This is a genomic window from Lentzea sp. NBC_00516, assembly GCF_036346835.1.
Lineage (GTDB): Bacteria > Actinomycetota > Actinomycetes > Mycobacteriales > Pseudonocardiaceae > Lentzea > Lentzea sokolovensis.
Genome location: NZ_CP107840.1, coordinates 9,831,322 through 9,847,648, shown reverse-complemented (window position 1 = coordinate 9,847,648; position 16,327 = coordinate 9,831,322). Strand labels below are relative to the sequence as shown.

The 16,327-nt window shown below is 68.2% G+C and carries 17 protein-coding genes; 5 read left to right on the top strand and 12 right to left on the bottom strand.

Annotated elements, in window-relative coordinates; all coding sequences use genetic code 11:
• Window positions 1-185: 185 nt before the first annotated feature.
• Genes OG205_RS45880 through OG205_RS45860 form a run of 5 tightly spaced genes read right to left on the bottom strand, consistent with a single transcriptional unit; the run spans window position 186 to window position 5,054 of the window.
• Window positions 186-884 (bottom strand): FadR/GntR family transcriptional regulator, encoded by a 699-nt coding sequence (locus OG205_RS45880; protein WP_402912995.1) that lies wholly within the window; start codon window positions 882-884, stop codon window positions 186-188.
• A gap of 2 nt (window positions 885-886) precedes the next feature.
• Window positions 887-1,654: a 3-oxoacyl-ACP reductase gene (locus OG205_RS45875; protein ID WP_319979105.1), complete on the bottom strand. Its 768-nt coding sequence runs from the start codon at window positions 1,652-1,654 to the stop codon at window positions 887-889.
• A 28-nt stretch (window positions 1,655-1,682) separates the two neighbouring features.
• Window positions 1,683-3,035: an aldehyde dehydrogenase family protein gene (locus tag OG205_RS45870; RefSeq protein WP_330273992.1), complete on the bottom strand. Its 1,353-nt coding sequence runs from the start codon at window positions 3,033-3,035 to the stop codon at window positions 1,683-1,685.
• Window positions 3,032-3,727 (bottom strand): gamma-glutamyl-gamma-aminobutyrate hydrolase family protein, encoded by a 696-nt coding sequence (locus OG205_RS45865; RefSeq protein ID WP_330273991.1) that lies wholly within the window; start codon window positions 3,725-3,727, stop codon window positions 3,032-3,034. Before OG205_RS45865 ends, OG205_RS45870 begins: the two co-directional genes overlap by 4 nt.
• A complete protein-coding gene (locus tag OG205_RS45860; protein ID WP_330273990.1) occupies window positions 3,714-5,054 on the bottom strand; it encodes a glutamine synthetase family protein in 1,341 nt (446 codons plus the stop codon). Before OG205_RS45860 ends, OG205_RS45865 begins: the two co-directional genes overlap by 14 nt.
• 111 nt (window positions 5,055-5,165) lie before the next feature.
• Here OG205_RS45860 and eat point away from each other — a divergent pair, with 111 nt between their 5' ends.
• The 5 genes from eat (at window position 5,166) to OG205_RS45835 (ending at window position 9,590) form a co-directional block, all read left to right on the top strand.
• Window positions 5,166-6,590, top strand: a complete 1,425-nt coding sequence (gene eat / locus OG205_RS45855) for an ethanolamine permease (protein ID WP_330273989.1) — start codon at window positions 5,166-5,168, stop codon at window positions 6,588-6,590.
• 222 nt (window positions 6,591-6,812) lie between these two features.
• A complete protein-coding gene (locus OG205_RS45850; RefSeq protein ID WP_330273988.1) occupies window positions 6,813-7,640 on the top strand; it encodes an IniB N-terminal domain-containing protein in 828 nt (275 codons plus the stop codon).
• Window positions 7,641-7,652: 12 nt separating this feature from the next.
• Window positions 7,653-8,546, top strand: coding sequence for an NAD-dependent epimerase/dehydratase family protein (locus OG205_RS45845; RefSeq protein WP_330273987.1), 894 nt, complete (start codon window positions 7,653-7,655; stop codon window positions 8,544-8,546).
• On the top strand, window positions 8,539-9,402 hold the full coding sequence (locus tag OG205_RS45840; RefSeq protein WP_319979098.1) for a 3-hydroxybutyryl-CoA dehydrogenase: 864 nt from the start codon (window positions 8,539-8,541) through the stop codon (window positions 9,400-9,402). The genes OG205_RS45845 and OG205_RS45840 overlap by 8 nt, the downstream gene beginning before the upstream one ends.
• The gene (locus OG205_RS45835; RefSeq protein WP_330273986.1) at window positions 9,402-9,590 is read left to right on the top strand and encodes a hypothetical protein; all 189 of its coding nucleotides are present in this window, start codon (window positions 9,402-9,404) and stop codon (window positions 9,588-9,590) included. Before OG205_RS45840 ends, OG205_RS45835 begins: the two co-directional genes overlap by 1 nt.
• 54 nt (window positions 9,591-9,644) lie before the next feature.
• Here the strand turns inward: OG205_RS45835 and OG205_RS45830 are convergent, their stop codons facing one another.
• The 7 genes from OG205_RS45830 to OG205_RS45800 form a co-directional block, all read right to left on the bottom strand.
• Window positions 9,645-10,226 carry a GTP-binding protein gene (locus OG205_RS45830; protein WP_330273985.1) on the bottom strand — a complete coding sequence of 194 codons (582 nt, stop codon included), beginning with the start codon at window positions 10,224-10,226 and terminating at the stop codon, window positions 9,645-9,647.
• Window positions 10,207-10,572 (bottom strand): DUF742 domain-containing protein, encoded by a 366-nt coding sequence (locus OG205_RS45825; protein ID WP_319979095.1) that lies wholly within the window; start codon window positions 10,570-10,572, stop codon window positions 10,207-10,209. Before OG205_RS45825 ends, OG205_RS45830 begins: the two co-directional genes overlap by 20 nt.
• Window positions 10,572-11,006, bottom strand: a complete 435-nt coding sequence (locus OG205_RS45820) for a roadblock/LC7 domain-containing protein (RefSeq protein ID WP_093601109.1) — start codon at window positions 11,004-11,006, stop codon at window positions 10,572-10,574. Before OG205_RS45820 ends, OG205_RS45825 begins: the two co-directional genes overlap by 1 nt.
• The gene (locus OG205_RS45815; RefSeq protein ID WP_330273984.1) at window positions 11,003-13,372 is read right to left on the bottom strand and encodes a sensor histidine kinase; all 2,370 of its coding nucleotides are present in this window, start codon (window positions 13,370-13,372) and stop codon (window positions 11,003-11,005) included. Before OG205_RS45815 ends, OG205_RS45820 begins: the two co-directional genes overlap by 4 nt.
• A 222-nt stretch (window positions 13,373-13,594) precedes the next feature.
• Window positions 13,595-14,494 carry a superoxide dismutase gene (locus OG205_RS45810; RefSeq protein ID WP_330273983.1) on the bottom strand — a complete coding sequence of 300 codons (900 nt, stop codon included), beginning with the start codon at window positions 14,492-14,494 and terminating at the stop codon, window positions 13,595-13,597.
• Window positions 14,495-14,579: 85 nt separating this feature from the next.
• A complete protein-coding gene (locus tag OG205_RS45805) occupies window positions 14,580-15,422 on the bottom strand; it encodes a helix-turn-helix domain-containing protein (RefSeq protein ID WP_330273982.1) in 843 nt (280 codons plus the stop codon).
• Between the two features lie 119 nt (window positions 15,423-15,541).
• Complete coding sequence (locus OG205_RS45800; protein ID WP_330273981.1) at window positions 15,542-16,279, bottom strand: ATP-binding protein; 738 nt, start codon at window positions 16,277-16,279, stop codon at window positions 15,542-15,544.
• Window positions 16,280-16,327 lie beyond the last annotated feature (48 nt).

Genomic DNA, 16,327 nt, shown 5'->3' with positions numbered 1-16,327 from the left:
CAACAGCTCCTTGCGCTGCAAGTCCCCGAGGTTTCGGACGGTAACCGTCCGAAAGCCCTACGCCAAGTGTTGTTCGATGCGGAATGTGCATGACAACGGGACATTTGGACTTGTAAACGTTTTCAGGTCATCTCGTTCATGTTCAGGACCTTTCCACACTGCTGCGTTCGCGCGAGTCTGACCGGTCAGACCAAGAAACCGCGCAACAACGACGCCGTTCCGTCGAGGTGTTCGGCCATGGCCTGACGGGCCGTGGCGGGATCTCCGTCCAAAATGGAGGCGATGATGCGCTCGTGCTGGGCGTTGGAGTGCGCGAGGTTCGGTTCGAGCAGCGGGATGTGGTCCAGCAGCTCGTTGGCGCGCATCCGCGACTCGGCGACGGCGGCGGTGAGGGCCGCGGACCCGGTGGCCTCGGCGATCGCCAGGTGCAGCCGCGAGTCCTTTCGCCGATATTCCACGAGCGATGAGGTGGAGGCCTCTTCCAGCCGGGCGCGCAGTCCTCGTCGTTCGGCGGGTCCCAGCGACCGTCCCGCCGCCGTCTCCGCGGCGCCCGTCTCCAGCACCTTCCGCAACGTCAGCACGTCGTGGAGGTCGCCGAACTCCTTGCCGGGAGCGGACTTCGGCAGCACCTCGTTGACGAACGTGCCGCCGTACCGCCCCCTTCGGGACTCTACGTAATGGTTCTCCTGCAACGACCTGATGGCCTCGCGCACGGTCACCCGGCTCACGCCGAGCCGGGTGGCCAGTTCCCGTTCGGACGGCAGCCGCTCGCCCGGCGCGACGACGCCGAGCCGGATGGACTGCATGAGCCGTTCGACGGTCTCCTCGAAGGCGTTGCCCGCCCGCACCGGGCGGAACAACGCCTCCTGCGCGTGCTCCATCATCGCTAGAGCGGTGTCACGTACGCGCCGGCGATGCCGCCGTCCACGAGGAAGTTCGACGCCGTCATGAACGACGAGTCGTCGGACGCCAGGAACGCGACCGCCGCGGCGATTTCCTCAGGTTCGGCGAACCGACCGAGCGGTACGTGAATCAGGCGCCGTGCGGCCCGCTCCGGGTCCTTCGCGAACAGTTCCCGCAACAGCGGCGTGTTGACCGGGCCGGGAGACAGGGCGTTGACGCGGATGCCCTCGCGGGCGAACTGCACACCGAGCTCACGTGACATCGCGAGCACGCCGCCCTTCGACGCCGTGTAGGAGATCTGCGACGTCGCCGCACCCATCGTCGCGACGAACGACGCGGTGTTGATGATCGAACCCTTGCCGTTGGCCTGCATGTGCGGAAGCGCGTACTTGCAACACAAATAAACGGAAGTGAGGTTCACCTTCTGCACGCGCTCCCACGCCTCGATGCCCGTGGTGAGGATCGAGTCGTCGTCGGGCGGCGAGATACCGGCGTTGTTGAACGCGATGTCCAGCTTGCCGTAAGTGTCCACAGTGGTCTGGAACAGCGCTTTGACCTGTTCCTCGTCGGTCACGTCGACCTGGACGAACAGTCCGCTCACCTCGTCCGCGGCGGCTTTGCCCGACGCGGGGTCGAGATCGGCGACGACGACCTTCGCGCCCTCGCTCGCGAACCTGCGCACGGTCGCGAGGCCGATACCGCTGCCGCCACCCGTCACGACGGCCACGCGGCCTTCGAGTCGCTGCACCATCTGTTGTTCTCCTCGGGTTCGCCTGGAATCAGGTAGCGATGAAGACGTTCTTGACTTCGGTGAACGAGTCGAGCGCGTCCGGGCCGAGCTCACGGCCGAGACCGGACTGCTTCACCCCGCCGAACGGCGTCCAGTAGCGGACGGACGAATGCGAGTTCACCGACAGGTTCCCGGCCTCGACGGCGCGCGAGACGCGGATCGCGCGGCCGACGTCGTTCGTCCAGATCGATCCGGACAGCCCGTACTCGGAGTCGTTCGCGATCCGGATGGCGTCGGCCTCGTCGGTGAACGGAAGCACGACGACGACCGGTCCGAAGATCTCCTCGGTGACCGTCACGTGGCCGGCGGGAGGCGTCAGAACCGTGGGCGGGAACCAGAAACCAGGTCCGTCCGGCGACGATCCGCGGAACGCGACGTGGGTGTCGTCTGGGACGTAAGACGCGACCTTGTCCAGGTGCGCCGCGGTGATGAGCGGCCCCATCTCGGTCGCCTCGTCGCCGGGCTCGCCGACCTTGACGCCCTTGACCGCGGGTTCCAGCAGTTCCATGAACCTGTCGTAGACGCTGGCCTGGACGAGGATGCGCGACCGGGCGCAGCAGTCCTGCCCTGCGTTGTCGAACACCCCGTACGGCGCCGTGGCGGCGGCCTTCTCCAGGTCGGAGTCCGCGAAGACGATGTTCGCCGACTTGCCGCCCAGCTCCAGAGTCACCCGCTTCACCTGGTTCGCGCAGCCCGCCATGATCTGCTTGCCGACCTCGGTCGAGCCGGTGAAGACGACCTTGCGCACCAACGGATGCGTGACGAACCGGTTGCCGACGACGCTGCCCTTGCCCGGCAGGACCTGGAACACGCCCTCCGGGATGCCCGCCTCCAGCGCCAGCTCGCCGAGCCGGATCGCGGTCAGCGGAGTGACCTCGGCGGGTTTCAGAACCACCGTGTTGCCGGCCGCGAGTGCGGGCGCGAAGCCCCAGCCCGCGATCGGCATCGGGAAGTTCCACGGCACGATCACGCCGACGACGCCGAGCGGTTCGTGGAACGTGACGTCGAGCCCGCCCGCGACCGGGATCTGCTTGCCGAACAGGCGCTCCGGGGCGGCCGAGTAGTACTGGAGCACGTCGCGGACGTTGCCCGCCTCCCAGCGCGCGTTGCCGATGGTGTGCCCGGAGTTCTCGACCTCCAGCCGCGCCAGTTCCTCGACGTGCGTGTCGACGATCTCCGCGAACTTCCGCAGCAGCCTGGCGCGATCGCCGGGAGCGACGTTCCGCCAGCTCTCGAACGCCTTCTGCGCCCGGCCGATCGCCGCGTCCGTGTCGCCGAGAGTGGTGTGCGGCACGGACCGCACGACCTTCTCGGTGGCGGGGTTGATGACGTCAAAGGTCACGACGCTTTACTCCTTGCGGCGGCTACGAGAGCTTCGAAAAGCCTCAGGTCTTCGATGTCCTGTTCCGGGTGCGACTGCACGCCGACGACGAACCGCGCCCCGTCCAGCTCAACGGCTTCCACGGTCCCGTCGGGTGCCTTCGCGGTGACGCGCAGCCCGTCCGCCACGCGGTCCAGCGACTGGTGGTGATGGCACTGAACGGTCGTTCGATCGCCCAGGATCGCGTGCAGCTGGGTATCGGCGGCGACCGTGATGTCGGTGTGCCCGAACACGCCGGGTGCCTCGTTGTGGCCCTCGATGTGCTGGTGCAGCGTGCCTCCGAGCGCCACGTTGAGCACCTGCATGCCGCGGCACACGCCGAGCACCGGCAGATCGAGCTTCAGCGCGGCCTCGACGAGCGCGAACTCGGCGTCGTCGCGGGCGCGGCTCGGTTCGCCGGTCCGTTCGTGCTTCTCGGCACCGTAGGCGGCGGGGTCGATGTCCGCGCCGCCCGCGATCACCAGGCCGTCGAGGAACCCGATGGTCTCGGCGTTCCAGGTGCCGACCGGCGGCAGCATGACGGGGTTGCCGCCCGCCTCGACGACGCAGTCGAGGTAGCCGCGGTAGAGCACCGCCGCTTCCACATCCCAGAGCCCGAAGCGCGTGCGCTCCAGGTACGTGCTGATGCCGATGAGCGGCTCAGAGGCGCTCAAACCCGCGCACCTTCTCCCAGTCCGTGACCGCCGCCTCGAACGCGGTCAGCTCGACCTTGGCCGCGTTCAGGTAGTGGTCGACGACGTCCTTGCCGAACGCGTCGCGCGCGATCGTGCTGCCCGCCAGCAGTTCCGCCGACTCCTTCAAAGTCGTCGGCACCGTCGGCCGGTCGGACGCGTAGGCGTTGCCGACGAACTCGTCCTCCAGTTCCAGCTTCTGCTCGACGCCGTGCAGACCGGCCGCGATCAGCGCCGCCACCGCGAGGTACGGGTTCACGTCACCGCCGGGGACCCGGTTCTCGAACCGCAGCCCGTGACCGTGGCCGACGACCCGCAGCGCGCACGTGCGGTTGTCGCGACCCCACGCCACCGCGGTCGGCGCGAACGAGCCCTTCACGAAACGCTTGTAGGAGTTGATGTTCGGGGCGAGGAAGTAGGTGAGCTCCCGCAGCCCGGCCAGCTGCCCGGCCAGGAAGTGCTTCATCAGCTGCGACATGCCGTGGCCCTCGGCGAAGACCGGCTCGCCTTCCTTGGAGCGCAAGGAAAGGTGAATGTGGCAGGAGTTGCCCTCGCGTTCGTTGTACTTCGCCATGAACGTGAGCGCTTTGCCCTGCTGTGCCGCGATCTCCTTGGAGCCGTTCTTGTAGATGGCGTGCTGGTCGCACGTGCGCAGCGCCGTCGTGTACTTGAACGCGATCTCGTGCTGGCCGGGGTTGCACTCGCCCTTGGCCGACTCGACGGTCAGGCCGGCGCCCGTCATGCCGTTGCGAATGGCGCGCAGCAACGGTTCCACGCGCGCGGTGCCGAGCAACGAGTAGTCGACGTTGTACTGGTTGGACGGCGTGAGGTTGCGGTAGCCGGCGTTCCAGGCCTGCTCGTAGCTGTCGTCGAAGAGGATGAACTCCAGCTCGGTGCCGACGTAGCAGTCCAGCCCGAGCGCGGCCAGCCGGTCGAGTTGCTTGCGCAGGACCTGGCGCGGCGAGGCGACGACCGGGTCGCCGTTCTCCCAGACGACGTCGCACATGACGAGCGCGGTGCCCTCCTGCCACGGCACGCGGCGCAGCGTCTCCATGTCCGGCTTCATCACGAAGTCGCCGTACCCGCGCTCCCAGCTCGACATCTCGAAGCCGCTGACCGGGTTCATCTCGACATCGACGGCGAGCAGGTAGTTGCAGCCCTCCGCGGAATGCCCGAGAACGTCGTCGAGGAAGTACTGGGCAGCACACCGCTTGCCCTGCAGGCGGCCCTGCATGTCCACGATCGCGACCAGGACGGTGTCGATCTCACCGGTCTCCACGGCCGCGCGCAACTCCTCGACGGTCAGCATCTCCGCGTTCCTCCAAAGGTATGTCTGCGAGCCATTGGCGGCACCATCTTGACACCACCCGGTGGCGAGCGCCACCCTCAACCACTGCTTAAAGGACTATTAGGAGTCCATATGGCCAAGCACGTCGAGTACGAGAAGGTGAGCAGCGACTACCTGGAGCACCGTCAGCTCAAGCGTGGCGCAGCGGGGTGGGTCCTGCTGGCCGGGCTGGGTGTCTCGTACGTGATCTCCGGCGACTTCGCCGGGTGGAACTTCGGCCTCGCCCAGGGCGGCTGGGGCGGGATGCTGGTCGCCACGATCCTGATGGCGACGATGTACACGTGCATGGTGTTCGGTCTCGCCGAACTGGCATCGGCGCTCCCTGTCGCGGGCGCCGGCTACGGATTCGCGAGGCGCGCGCTCGGCCCGTTGGGCGGGTACGCCACAGGTATCGCCATTCTCATCGAGTACGCCATCGCTCCCGCGGCGATCTCGGTGTTCATCGGCGACTACATCAAGGCACTCGGTCTGCTGGACGCCACGTGGCCGGTGTACCTCGCCTGCTACGTGATCTTCGTCGGTATTCACCTGTACGGCGTCGGCGAGGCGCTGCGGGTGATGTTCGTGATCACCGGTGTCGCGGTCGTGGCGCTGGTCGCGTTCGTGGCGGGCATGATCCCGAAGTTCGACTCCTCGAAGCTGTTCGACATCGGCGACGGCTCGTTCCTGCCGATGGGCGTGACAGGGGCGTGGGGCGCGATCGTGTTCGCGATCTGGTTCTTCCTCGCGGTGGAAGGCGTGCCGCTGGCCGCCGAGGAAGCACGGGATCCCAAGCGGGACATGCCTCGCGGCATCATCGGCGCCATGGTGGTGCTGCTGGTGTTCGCGGCGGCGATCCTGCTCGTGGCTCCCGGTGGCGCGGGCTCGAACGCTCTGAAGGAATCCGGGAACCCACTGCCCGAGGCGGTACGCGCGGCTTACGGCGGTGACAACTTCCTGTCGCAGCTGGTGAACTACGTCGGTCTCGCGGGTCTGGTCGCGTCGTTCTTCTCGATCATCTACGCCTACTCGCGGCAGCTGTTCGCGTTGTCCCGCGCGGGATATCTGCCGCGCTGGATGTCGAAGACCGGCAAGCGCAAGACGCCCTACCTGGCTTTGATCGTGCCCGGCACCATCGGGTTCGTTCTCGCGACCGTGATGAAGAGCGTCGACCCCGTGACCGGTGGGGCGCGGCTCATCAACATCGCGGTGTTCGGTGCCGCTCTGTCCTACGTGCTGATGATGGTGTCGCACATCGTCCTGCGTAAGACGGCACCGGATCTGCCTCGCCCGTACCGGACTCCTGGCGGTGTCGTGACCACGGGCGTGGCGCTGGTTCTGGCCGTGGCGGCCGTCATCGCGACGTTCTTCGTCGACGAGATCGCTGCCGCTGTGACGGCGGGCATCGTGCTGGTCGCCGTCGCGTACTACTGGTTCTACAGCCGGCACCACCTGGTCGCGAACGCCCCGGAGGAGGAGTTCGCGGCGATCGCCAAGGCGGAGGCCGAGCTGGACTGAGCAGGCAAGCGTTGATCCTCGGCGGCACGGGCCTCATCGGCCGTGCCGCCGCTCGGCGTCCGGGTGCCCCTAACGAGGTGCGGCATCCCCCTAACGGGTGACCGTCGGCCCCTAGGGAGGTCGGCCGCCCGAAGTCTGGGGATCACACCCGATGCCAGGGGGATGTCGATCTCAATACGGTTCCTGACGACATCCCCGAACCGCCGTAGGAGCCCCACTCCCATGATGCAGCAGGACATCCAGCCGGCCACCCCGCAGCCCGTCCAGCCCGCCACGCCCGTGGCAGCCACCCCGGCAACGCCGGCGGCCGTGCCTCAGGAGGCCCAGCCGGCCACGCTGCAGGAGTTCGCCCTGAACCTCCTGAACGACCCGGCGGCCCTGACGGCGTTCGACCTCGACCCCGAAGGCGTCCTGGGCGCCTGCGGTCTGAGCGACATCACCCCCGGTGACGTCCAGGAGATCCTCCCGCTGGTGCTCGACGCCGCCTCGGTCGCGGACGTCGACGGCCTCTCGTCCTACAGCGCCCTCACGGGCCTCGCGAACCTCGACGCCGTCAACGGCCTCGCCGGCGACCTGTCCGGCCACGGCGACGTGTCGAGCACCCTCGACGGCGTCACCGGCGTCGTCCCCGGCCTCGGCGACGTGGCCGGTCTGGGCGGCCTCACGGACCTGGGCAACGTCACGGACCTCGGCAACGTCACCGACCTGTCCGGTGTCACGGGCCTCGCCGGCACCGGCGACGTGCTCGGCACGGTGACCGGTGTGACCGGTGTGGCGGACGTCGACGGCGTCCTCGGCACCGTCACCGGCGTGACCGATGTCGTCTCCGTCGACGGCGTGCCCGGCGTGCTCGGCTCCGTCACCACCGACCTCACGACCGTCACCGACGTGGTCCACGACGTCGTGCCGGACGTCGCGCCGGTCAGCGGCGTGCACGACACCGTCCACGGCGTCGTCGACGGCACCGTCGGCACCGTGCTCGGCGGCGACGTCACCGACCTCGACCTGCTCGACGGCGTCGGCGGCCTGACCGAAGGCCTCGGCCTCTGATCTGATGCTCGAGTGAGCAGACGAGCGTTGATCCTCGGCGGCACGGGCCTCATCGGCCGTGCCGCCGCTCGGCGTCTGCGGCAGGCGGGCTGGACCGTCGACGCCCCCGGCCGTGAGGTCGATCGCGGCAATCCCGAAGCCCTGGCCGCCGCGATGGGCGACGGCGCCGACCTCCTCGTCGACACCCTCTGCTACTCGGCAGCCGACGCGCGCACGCTGGTGCCGTTGGCGCGCAAGGCCGTCTCGACCGTAATGATCTCAGCCAAGGCCGTGTACGTGGACTCTCACGGACGCCACGCGAACTCCTCCGAGCCGCCGCGCTTCGACGCCCCGGTGACCGAGGACCAGCCGACGCTCGCGCCACTCGACTCGGACCCGTTCACCCGCGAGGGATACGGGCCGAACAAGGTCGCGGCGGAACGGACGTTGCTCGACAGCGGCCTGCCGATCACCGTGCTGCGACCGTCCAAAGTGCACGGTCCGGGCAACAAGCGGCCGCTGGAGCAGTACTTCGTCGAACGGATCCTCGCCGGGAACAAGGTCGTCGTGCTGGCGTCGCGCGGCCAGGGCGTCGACCACCCGACCGCCGCCGCGAACATCGCCGCGCTGATCGAGACCGCCGCCCTGCACCCCGGCGCGCGCGTGCTGAACGCCGCCGACCCGGACGCCCCGAACGGCCTGGAGATCTCCCGGATCATCGCCCGCTCGCTCGGCCACGAATGGCACGAGATCCTGCTGGACCACGACCAGGCCGGCCGCCACCCGTGGCACCGCGGCTTCGTCCTGGACACGTCCGCCGCTCTCGCGCTCGGCTACCGGCCGGTCGGCGACTACGCGACCACGGTCCAGGAGACTCTCCGCGACCTCGTTTCGAGCAGGTCGTGGCAGGATCGGGCCTGTGAGTGACATTCAACGTGTGGGAGTCGTCGGTTCCGGCCTCATGGGCTCCGGAATCGCCGAGGTGAGTGCCCGTGCCGGCCTCGACGTCATCGTCGCCGAGGTCAACGCGGGTGCGGCCGAGGCAGCGCAGGGGCGGATCGCCACCTCGCTGGCCAGGGGCGTCAAGTCGGGCAAGCTCAGCGAGGAGGACCGCGACGCCGCTCTGGGCCGCATCCGGTTCACCACGGACATGGGCGAGTTCGCCGACCGGCAGTTCGTGGTCGAGGCGGTCGCCGAGAACGAGCAGATCAAGACGGACGTCTTCACCACGCTCGACAAGGTCGTGAAGGACGAGGACGCCATCTTCGCGTCCAACACGTCGTCCATCCCGATCATGAAGCTGGGCATGGCCACCGGCCGCCCCGAGCAGGTCATCGGCGTGCACTTCTTCAACCCGGTGCCCGTGCTCAAGCTCGTGGAGATCGTGCCGTCGCTGCTGACCGGCGCCACCACCCAGGTCCGCGCCGAGGCGTTCGTGCGCGCCACCCTGGGCAAGGAGGTCATCCGCTCGCAGGACCGCGCAGGCTTCGTGGTCAACGCGCTGCTGATCCCCTACCTGCTCTCCTCGATCCGCATGCTGGAGTCCGGCTTCGCCTCGGCCGACGACATCGACAACGGCATGGTGCTCGGCTGCGCGCACCCGATGGGTCCGCTGCGCCTCACCGACCTGATCGGCCTCGACACCACGAAGGCCATCGCCGAGTCGATGTACGACGAGTTCAAGGAGCCGCTGTACTCGCCGCCGCCGCTGCTGCTGCGCATGGTGGACGCGGGCCTGCTGGGCAAGAAGTCGGGCCGGGGTTTCCACAACTACGCGAAGTAGTGCCGGAGAGCTGGACCGTTGACGGCGACCACCTCACAGCCGACGAGGTGGTCGCCGCTTTGCGCGCGAGGTTCAGCGCCGGGCACCTCGAAACCTGGCTGACCAGCGAGTCCGGCCGGATGCTCGCCTTCGTGACCAACACCGAGCGCGCCATGGTGATGCTGCTCGACGGGGAGGGCCCCCGGTGAGCACGTCGTCCGCGAGGGGTCCTGGCCCGCGGACGCGCACCACGTGAGCGATCGCTAGACCGCGGCCAGCCGGTTCATCGAGTGCTGGATCAGCCCGACCAGCACGGCCTTCGAGGACTCGCGGTCCCGCGCGTCGCACAGCAGCACCGGGATCGCCTCGTCCAGGTCCAGGGCGTGCCGGACCTCGTCCACCGTGTACGCCTGCGATCCGTCGAAGCAGTTCACGGCGACGATGAACGGGATGTCCCGGTGCTCGAAGAAGTCGATCGAGGGGAACGACGAGTCGAGGCGCCGCGTGTCCACCAGGACCACGGCGCCGATGGCACCGGTCGCCAGTTCGTCCCACATGAACCAGAACCTGTTCTGGCCCGGCGTGCCGAACAGGTAGAGCACCACCTTGGTGTTGATGGTGATGCGACCGAAGTCGAGGGCGACGGTGGTGGTGTCCTTGCCCTCGATGCCCGCGAGGTCGTCGACGTGCACACCGGCCTCGGTGAGCAGTTCCTCGGTCCGAAGCGGCGGAATCTCCGACACCGACGCGACCATGGTGGTCTTGCCGGTGCCGAACCCGCCCGCGATGACGATCTTGACCGCGGTCGGCACGTTCAGCTGGCCATCAGATCCCACGAACACCATCCAGTACGGCCTGCAGGAGATCCCTGTCGGGAATCTTGGGGGTGGAGTTCTGCACGAGCACGTCGCCACGCTCGATGAGGTCCGACAGCAGGACCTTCACCACGACGAGCGGCACGTCGAGGTAGGCGGCGACCTCGGCGACCGAGAGCGGGCGTGCGCACAGTGCCATGATCTCGCGATGTTCGACCATCAGCGACGTCTGGTCGGACGCAAACGCGGAGGCTCGGACCTGCGTGACCAGATGAAGGTCAGGCGCGTTCGGCCGGGTGCGGCCGCGCACCATCGCGTAGGGCCGCACCAACGGTCCCGCGGCCTCGTCGTACCACCAGTCGTCGCGCCCGGTCATCAGCGCGACTCACGCGCCGAGGGCACAGTCGCCGTCTCCTGGCGCGGAGCCGACGACAGGTACGTTCCCACCCTCTTGACCAGCATGTTCATCTCGTAGGCGATCATGCCCATGTCCGCGTCCTCCTCGCCCAGCACGGCCAGGCAGGCACCGTGGCCGGCGGCCGTCACGAAAAGATACGCGTGTTCCATCTCCACGATCGTCTGCCGGACGGCGCCACCTCCGAAGTGCCGGCCGGTGCCGCGGGCGAGCGACTGGAACGCCGACGCCATCGCGGACAGGTGCTCCGAGTCGTCGCGGGACAGCCCGGCCGAACGGCCGAGCAGGAGTCCGTCCGCCGACAGCACGACCGCGTGGCGGGCGCCGACCACTCGCTGGATCAGGTCCTCCAGCAACCAGTTCAGTTCGCCGTGCTGGCTTGCGTTGTCCTTCATGACGAGGGGGCTCCTTCTGATCTCCAGTCGTCGGTCAGCCGGGCGTCACGGGTGCCGCGCTGGAACGCGGCCAGTCCGTCACGGGTCCGCTCGGCCAGCCTTTCGCCGGTCACCGGCTCGGCGGGTGGCGGCTCCTCCGAGGACTGCATGAGCTGCGGCGCGAGGTTCTGCCGCTTCTTCCTGCGGGGAAGGGGTGCCTTCCCGTCCTTGGCCGGAGGTGCCGCGGGGGTCGGTTCCTCCACCGATGCTTCTGCTGCGGACACGGCCGCGGGGGCAACTGGGCTCATATCAGGTTCTACGAGCGCCTTCAGCCCCGCGTTCAGTGCCTCCTGCACTTCGGGATTCACCTTCACGGGAAAGCTCGGGTGGTCCGCGCCGTGGCCGTGGTGCGTGTCGTGGAACGACTGCACCGGCATCTGTGTGGTCTCGGTGATGTCGCCGGCGGTGTTGTGCGGGGCGACGATGTTCGGCGGCAGCACGCACAACGCGACCGTGCCGCCGTAGGGCGAGTCGCGCAGCTCCACCTTGATGCCGCGCCGGGCGGCGAGCCTGGCGACGACGAACAGCCCCAGCCGGGACTCGCCGCGGAACGCCATCGTCTCGAAGTCGGGCGGGTTGGAGAGCTTCGCGTTGGCCTGCAGGCGTTCCTCCTGCGTCATGCCCAGGCCGTGATCCTCGATCTCGATCACGATCCCGTGCGGCACGGCGTTGGAGTGGATGATCACCTCGGAGCGCGGCGAGGAGAACGCCGTCGCGTTGTCGACGAGCTCCGCGAGCAGGTGGATGGTGTCGGCGACCGCCACGCCCACCAGCGCGCGGTCCGGCACCGGGTTGACCCTGACCCGGACGTACTGCTCGGTCTCGGCGACCGCGGACCGCAGGACGTCGCTGAGCCGCACCGGCTTGCGCCACTGCCTGCCAGGCTGCTCCCCGGCGAGGATGATCAGGTTCTCCGCGTTGCGGCGGGCACGCGTGGCCAGGTGGTCGAGCTGGAACAGCGAGTCGAGCCGCTCGGGGTGCTCCTCCTCGCGCTCCAGCTTGTCGAGGATCTTGATCTGCCGGTGCACCAGGCCCTGGTTGCGGTGCGCGATGTCGAGGAAGACCCGGTTCACGCCCTCGCGTGCCTGCGTCTCCTTCACCGCCGCCGCGACCGCCGTGTACTGGGCGGCGTTGAACGCGTCCGCGACCTGGCCGATCTCGTCGTTGCCGTAGTCGAGCGGCGGCATGTCGCGGTGGACGTCCACCTGCTCGCCGCCGCGCAGCCGCGCCACGATGTGCGGCAGCCGTTCCTGCGCGAGCCGCAGCGTGTCCTCCCGCAGCGACGCCAGCCGGGTGACCAGGGCGCGCGACACGAGCCGGTTCGAGATGCGCAACGCCAGCACGATGCCGACGACGACCGCGAGCAACGCGATCAGGCTGCCGATGAGCACCGCGGCGACCCGGCTGTTGGCCTTGTCGAGACCGAGGTCGGCGGCGTCACGGGCCTGTGTGACGGCGAGCCCGACGAGGTTGTCGTGCACCGGCGCGGCCACCCCGCGCCACTGCTCGTCGGTCACCGTCGCGTCGGAGTTGATGATCCGGCCTTCGAGATCGAGCAGCGACCGGTACTCGGTGCTGCCGCGCAACGCGTCGTACAGCGAACGCGGCTGCTCCAGCGCGAACGGGATCGTGGCGTCGAGACTCGAGTGGTACGCGCCGACCAGCCGGGCGAACTCGACGCGTTCGGCCGGGGTGAACCTGCCGTTGAGCAGCCCGCGCGAACCGATCGTGGCACCGCGCGAAAGCCAGTCGGCGGCCTGGAAGATCGTGACGGCCTGGACGTTCGCCTGGCTCGCCTCCGAGTCAGGCACGAGGCGCGCCTGCCGGGCGAGCAGCGCGACGCCCGAGTCGAGCAGGCTGTTGTAGTAGTCGTAGACGGCCTGGGGGTTCGCCGACCCCGAGTCGATGCGCGTGCGCTGCTGCGGCAACTCGTTCAGCACGGAGTTGAGCGCGTTGATCCGGTCGACGGTGTCCTGGGGCGCGCTGTCGGAGAGTTCCGCGAACGCGTCCTTCATCTTGCGCACGGCTTCGTCGGTGACGCCCTGCTGACGTTTCAACCCGGCCTTGTCGACGCCCCCGACGCCGCTGAGGACCTCCAGGGTCAGCTGGCGTTCCTTCTGCAGCCCGGCGAGCGCCTCGACGGACGGGATCGTCGCGCCCTTGACCCCGGCGGCGACCGACCGCATGTAGAAACCGTCAAAAAGGGTGTACGAGGAGAAAACGGCCCACATGACCAGCAGGACCACGCTGGGAACGACCACGACACCGGCCAGCCGGGACCGAATGGTCCGGTAGTTGGTCGGTGTGTAACCGCTCTTCTCGTTCACAGCGCTCTCACGGTCTCCTGTGTCCCACGGCTAGCGCTGCGGGTAACCCAACTAACTCCTTCGGCTGCATTTAGGTTACGGGGAGAGATCATCGTTACCCAATGACAGCGATCACACGCAGTACGCGGTCGCAGGCTACCCAGTCGAGTGACTGAAGCAACACCCAGTACGGGGGTTCTTGCCTTGTGAGAACCCCCGTACGGGCTAGTTCTGTCGCACGTTCTACGGGCGCTCCACCGCGACGACGTTGTAAGTCGTCTCGGGCGTCGGAGGCGTGCTGAACCGGGCATTCGGCAGGTAGAGGCGCTTGCCGAACGCGGCGACCGTCGTGGGAACGTCGAACCGCGCGTCCGTGCGTTCCGCCGCGAGCGTCGCGCCATCACGACTGAGCGTGTAGCGCGCGACTTTGTTCAGCCTGTTTTGCACCACGTACAACTGCCGTCCCTCACGCAACAGACCGTCACCATTGGTGAGTGTTTGACCGCTCAAATTGATCTCGGTCGATTTGCCGCTCCGGGGATCGATCCGGAAGAGCTTTCCGGTGTTGCTCTGCACGACGATCAAGCCGCCGTCGAGCCCCGTGACGATGCCGTTGAGGTTCGTCGCGCCGGGAGTGACGACGAGGTCGCCGGTCAGCGCGAGCGTCCGGTGCGGCTTGAGGTTGAGCGGTACCTCGTAGAGCACGGCCTTGCGCGAGTCGGTGAACCACGCCGACCTGTCGGTCAGCACGACGTCGTTGACGAACGTGTCCGCGGTGGCGAACTGGAACTTCGCCAGCAACGCACCCGTGCGCGTGTCGTAGACCCGTGCGTCGCCGCCCGTGCCACCCGAGACCCACAGCCGTTTGCGGTTGTCGACCTTCAGACCGAGCGACGGCGTGCCGGGCCCCTTCGCAAGCACCTTGCCCGTGCCGGTGCGCAGGTCCGCCGCGTAGATCGACCCGTCGGCCCGCGACCCGAAGTAGGCCGTGGTGCCGCTGATCGCGATGCCTTCGGGTTGCCACCCGTTGGGCAGGGAGAACTCGGTTGGGAAGTGCCTGGAACCGTCCGCGGTGGCCGGCGCCGCGGCGGTGAGCGTGACGCCCAGGACCGCCGCCAGCAGGACACCGAATCTGCGGTACATGCCGCCTCCTTGTCGGATTGGGGTGCGTCCCTGATCCTTCTCCTGCTGACGGCCGAACAGGAGTTTTCTCAGGAATCCGACATCTCTACAGGTCAGCGGCGGCCTCGGCGATGAGCTCCAGCGACTCCCCCGTCCCCAGCGCCATCTCCCGCAGGCTCGCGAACCGCAGCGCGCACTGCTCGGTCAGCCCGGGCTCCTCGACGTACTCACCCTTGATGAACGTCTCCAGGTACGCCACGTCGTTGTGCTGCCGGTGCGGGAACCCCAGCAACGTGAACGGCGACCCCATCGCCGGATACGCCCCGGCCCCGCGCGGCACGACCTGCACGGTCACCGCCTCGTGCTCGCTGACCTCCATCAGGTGCAGCAGCTGCGCCTTCATCACCCGCGGCCCGCCGATCACCTGCCGCAGCACGGCCTCCGGGAACACCGCCTGCACCGCCAGCGGATCCTTGTCGGTCAGCCGCGTCGCCCACGCCTCGCGCACCATCGCGAGCCGCGCCGTCCGCACCGGATCGTCGTCCTGCAGAACGGCGTTCGTGTAACCGGGAAGCTGGAACACCGCCGGAACGAGATCCGTCGTGAACACGCGCAACAACGTCGCCTCGAACACCAGATTCGCGAAGTCCGCCGCCGGATCGAAGTTCAGGCCGTCGCCACCGACGCGCGCACGGGCCCGTTCCGCGTACTGCGCTCGCAACACCACGGCCTGCCATTCCGGAGTCGGCACTTTGTAGACGTAACCGAGCGCCATGACGTCCACGGGCGCCGAGGGCTGCACCGCGTTCTCCATCATGGACAGCTTGGCGCTGCTGAAACCCACGCGCTGACCGGCCTCCGTGAGGCTCAGCTCGCGCTCGTCGCGCCACCCGGCCAGCTGCCGCCCGATGGCGCGTTCGAGCGTCGTGGCCCGGAAATCCTTCGGCATGACGCGAAGGATATGACCAATTCGGATTCCCGAAAGGGACGGGTCGCTGTGGACAACCCTTTACTGCCAACGATCTTCGTTAGACGGAATGCTTTGCCTTAAACGGCCGTGCGCCCTATTTACGATTGATAGCGCTTTGCGCGCGCATGAGCACGCACGAGGTCATGGAAGCGGAACGCGTAGTCCCCGACCTCCGTCAGCAACGACTTCTCCACCAGGTCGTCCAGCGCGTCCTCGACGTCGCAGTCGGCCTCGCCCGCGATCGCCGCCGCCACCGGCACGCCGAACGCGTCCGGCTCCCACGCGCACAGCCGGTAGAGCCGCGCCTGCCGTTCCGGAAGCTCCACATAGGACCGATCGAGCAACGGCCCGAGCCTCCCGTCGTCGGCGAGCGGCTCGACCCCGATCTCCTGCGCCTGCGGCAGGTTCAGCCGCGAACGGCTCGTGACGAGCACCGTGCCCGAGGCGGGCAGCAGCGGCGTCACCTGCTCGGCGGAGTCCGCGTTGTCCAGCAACAGGGTGAACTGCCGCAACGTGACGAGACTGCGGAAGACCGACGACTCGTCACCGGATTCGACGTCCAGCCCGAACGCCCGCAGCACCTGACTCAGGTCGCGCGCGGCCAGGTCGACGTAGAGCTGGTCGCCGGATCCCCGCTCCCGCAACCACTTCAGCGCCAGCGCGGTCTTCCCCACTCCGCTCGCGCCGTGCAGCACCGTCACCCCGGCCCTGATGCCCGCCAGCTCAGCGTCCCTGCCGACGAAGTGCCGCGGCGGCGCGGGCGGCCGGAACCGCGGCGGTACGTCGTTCCTGCCCCTGATGACTCCTGTGGCTCTGACAGCCAGTACGTCACTCATCAACCCGTACCTCCCCGACACGTTGAAGTTACGGGCTTTCCTCGTCTT